Origin of the sequence: Lutibacter litoralis, assembly GCF_014646675.1 — a bacterium.
Classification (GTDB): domain Bacteria; phylum Bacteroidota; class Bacteroidia; order Flavobacteriales; family Flavobacteriaceae; genus Lutibacter; species Lutibacter litoralis.
This window is the reverse complement of the sequence record NZ_BMNS01000007.1, coordinates 244,805-248,646: the sequence shown is the minus strand read 5'-3', so window position 1 is coordinate 248,646 and position 3,842 is coordinate 244,805. Positions and strand designations below refer to the sequence as shown.

3 protein-coding genes are annotated in these 3,842 nt (G+C 30.1%); all 3 read left to right on the top strand.

All coding sequences use genetic code 11. From position 1 onward, the window contains the following. The coding region (locus tag IEW75_RS12655) for a T9SS type B sorting domain-containing protein (RefSeq protein WP_188704055.1) at positions 1-783 on the top strand (783 nt) is incomplete at its 5' end. A gap of 13 nt (positions 784-796) precedes the next feature. Then, a complete protein-coding gene (locus IEW75_RS12650) occupies positions 797-1,720 on the top strand; it encodes a PorP/SprF family type IX secretion system membrane protein (protein WP_134248868.1) in 924 nt (307 codons plus the stop codon). 20 nt (positions 1,721-1,740) lie between these two features. Beyond that, positions 1,741-3,660, top strand: a complete 1,920-nt coding sequence (locus IEW75_RS12645; protein WP_134248869.1) for an OmpA family protein — start codon at positions 1,741-1,743, stop codon at positions 3,658-3,660. The last annotated feature ends 182 nt before the right edge of the window (positions 3,661-3,842 follow it).

The following is a 3,842-nucleotide window of genomic DNA, read 5'->3' as shown; positions in this document are numbered from 1 at the left end:
GATTCAGAATTAACTTGTGCAACTACAAGTGTAACATTAGACGCAAGTAGCTCAACATTGCAAGGTACTGCAAGTTACTTATGGAGTACTGGTGAAACTACTGCAACAATTGTAGTAACTGAGCCTAATGACTATACTGTAACAGTAACAGATTCTGACAATGGTTGTTCAACAACTAGTGAAGTTTTCACTGTAACAGAAGATTTAACTGTCGAAATTATTGATAAAATTGACGATGCAATTACCTTATGTATTGAAGATGTTGACTTAGATCTTACAACTTTATTAGTTGAAGATTTTATACCTGGTGGAAATTGGACAGATGATCTAAATAGTGGTGGATTAAGCGGAGACTTTTTTGATCCTTCTATTGTAAATTTAGGAGCATATCAATTTACTTATACTGAACCTGGTGATTGTGGTAGAATTATTAAAGTCTATATTCTTGTAAACGATGATTGTGTTGTGTTGCCTTGTTCAACTACAGATTTAGAAATCTCAAAAGTTGTGACCCCTAATAATGATGGATTTAATGATCAATTTGAACTATTAGGTTTAGAAGGTTGTGGATTTACATTTGATGTTCAAATATTTAACCGCTGGGGCAAAATGGTATATCAATCAAATAATTATCAAAACAATTGGAGAGGTAATTTTAATACTGGTGGTGCAACTATTGGTTCTAGCACAAAATTGCCTACTGGAACATATTATTATATTGTTAATGTATTAAGTAGTGGTTTTGAACCAATTACTGGATATATATATTTAGGAACAAACTAAAAAAAATAAATCTATGAAACGTATAATTATACTTATAGTAATGCTGGTTTTAGGATTAGAATATTCTAATGCACAACAGTTACCACAGTTTACTCAATATATGTACAATACAATTGCTGTAAACCCGGCTTATGCAGGTAGTAGAGATGCATTGAGTATTGTAGGATTAAATAGAAATCAATGGGCAGGGTTTGATGGAGGTCCACAAACACAAACATTATCTATACATTCTCCATTAAGAAATGAGAAAATTGGTTTAGGACTATCATTAATTAATGATAAATCTGGTTATGAAAACTTTACCTATGTTTATGCAGACTTTTCATATACTTTAAAAGTAAGTGAGGAGGTAGATATCAGTTTTGGATTAAAAGGAGGTATGACTTATTATAAATTAGCTGAGGAGTTATATAATGCTACAGAAGTAAATCAAGATCCTTATTTTAATGAAAAATTAAATAGATGGAATTCGAATTTTGGAGCGGGTCTATTACTACATTCTAATAAATGGTATGCTGGTCTTTCAATACCCAAAATGGTTAATCATGATTTAAACAATGATACTGAATTTGCCGCACTAGAGAGAGTCCATTATTATGCAATTGGAGGGTATGTTTTTAATTTAAATGATAATTTAAAATTAAAGCCTTCATTTATGTTTAAATATACAAAAGGAGCTCCAATTTCAACAGATTTAACAGCAAACTTCTTATTTAATGAAAAGTTCTGGTTGGGAGGTTCATATAGATTTAATGGAGATCAAAAAGCTATAGGCGCACTAGTAGATTTTCAAGTTACAGATCAATTTAGAGTTGGATACACTTATGAAATACCTACTGGAGAAATTAGACCTTACACTTCCGGATCACATGAAATCTTGTTGATGTATGAATTTAAATTCCTGAAAAGGAAACAAAAATCTCCAAGATATTTCTAACCAAATAAATGATGAAAATTATGAAAAATATAAAAATTTTATTTGTTGCTTTGGTTTTAATAAGTACATCGGTATTTGGACAAACTGTAAAGCAAAAGAGAGCTGAAAGACAATTTAATAATTTTTCGTTTGTAAAAGCAATCGATACCTATGAAAAATTAATTGATACAAGTTTTAATAAGCATTATGCAATGCGTAAACTGGGTGATGCATATATTATGTTACGTCAACCTGAAAAAGCATTAGAAATTTATAAAGAGGTTGTGAAACAAGAAAATGTTCCTTCAGAATATTATTTATATTACGCACAAACCTTAAGAGCAAATGGTGATTACGAAGCTTCAAAAAAGTGGATGCGAAAATTTAAAGATGCCGGAAATGAGGAAGATTCTAGAGTAAAAAGTTTTTTCAAAAATGATGATTTAGCAAGTGCTATTTTTAATGCTTCAGAAAAAAACACGCTACAAAAATTAAATATAAATACTAAATTCAATGAGTTTGGTGCTGTAGAGTTGAACGGTGATATTGTTTTTAGTTCATCGAGAGATGAAGGAGTTTCGGTAAAAAGATTATATGCTTGGGACAAACAACCTTTACTAGATTTATATAAAGTTTCTCAAGAAGAAGCTTCAGTAGCGGCTACAAAACAGTTGGAAGGTAGTGTAAATACAATTCATCATGACGGTCCTGCAACTTTTAACAGTGAAGGAACTAAAATGTATTTTTCCAGAAATAATTACTACGAGTCAAAAAAAATAAATGATTCTCAAGGAATTATGCATGTTGGAATTTATAGCGCTGAATTGGTAAACGGAAAATGGGAAAATGTAAAACCAATTAATTTGAATAATCCAAATTATATAGTTTATCACCCTTCATTAAGCCAAGATGGAAAGAAACTGTATTTTGCATCAGATATGCCAGGTGGTATTGGTGGAACCGATATTTATGTTAGTGATGTTCTTGAAGATGGAACTATAGGAAAACCAATAAACTTAGGAAATGTGATTAACACAGAAGGAAATGAGGCTTTTCCATTCATTTATAATGATGAAGATCTATTATATTTTTCTTCTGACGGACATGTAGGGCTAGGTTTAATGGATGTTTTTGCAGCTGTAAAGGATGAAAATAACAAGATTGTAAATGTTATAAATCTTGGAGAGCCAATTAATAGTAAAAAAGATGATTTCGCTTACAACCTATCAAAAGATGGTTTTAAAGGTTTTATTTCATCTAACAGAAAAGGTGGTGAAGGTGGTGATGATATTTATGCTTTTACCAGAATACCACCACTAACATTAAGAGGTACTATTTATGATGCCGTTAACAATGATCCTGTTGAAGGAGCCAAAGTTTTACTTACTAGAGAAAATGGAGAGGAATTAGCTTATTTTATAACAAAAGAAGACGGTGCTTATGAGCATTTGATTCCGAGAGATGAAAAATTTGTATTAAAAGGTTCAAAGGAAAAATATCAAGATGTATCAAAAAACTTTAGTTCTTTTGGTCTAGAAAAAGAGAAAGAACTAATTGTAGATTTAAATATACCTATGAAACCAATAGAAGACGTTGTAATATTGGCAGATTTAGAAACTATTTATTTTGATTTAGATAAGTACAATATTAGACCTGATGCCGCCGTTGAATTAGATAAGGTTGTTGCTTTAATGAATAAATACCCTGAAATGGTGATTAGATTAGAGTCTCATACAGATAGTAGAGCAAATGATAATTATAATATGGTTTTATCAAAGAATAGAGCAAAATCTACTTATAAATATATTATTTCTAAAGGTATAGACGCATCTAGAATAACTAAATACGAAGGTTTTGGAGAATCTCAATTAGTAAATAAATGTGCTAATAATGTAAAATGCTCTGAAGAAGAACATCAATTAAATAGAAGAACTGAATTTATAATTATTAAAATGAAATAAAAAAGGCAGTCGTACTATGCATTTACTTGGATTCTACTACCGTTGTGGGGACGACAATTTTTTCAAGAAATTATATGCGGCTGCTTATTATTCATTATAAAATACTTTTAAAAGTTGTTATTAAATCTACTTATAAATATATTATTTCTAAAGGTATAAATGCATCTAGAATTACTAAACAA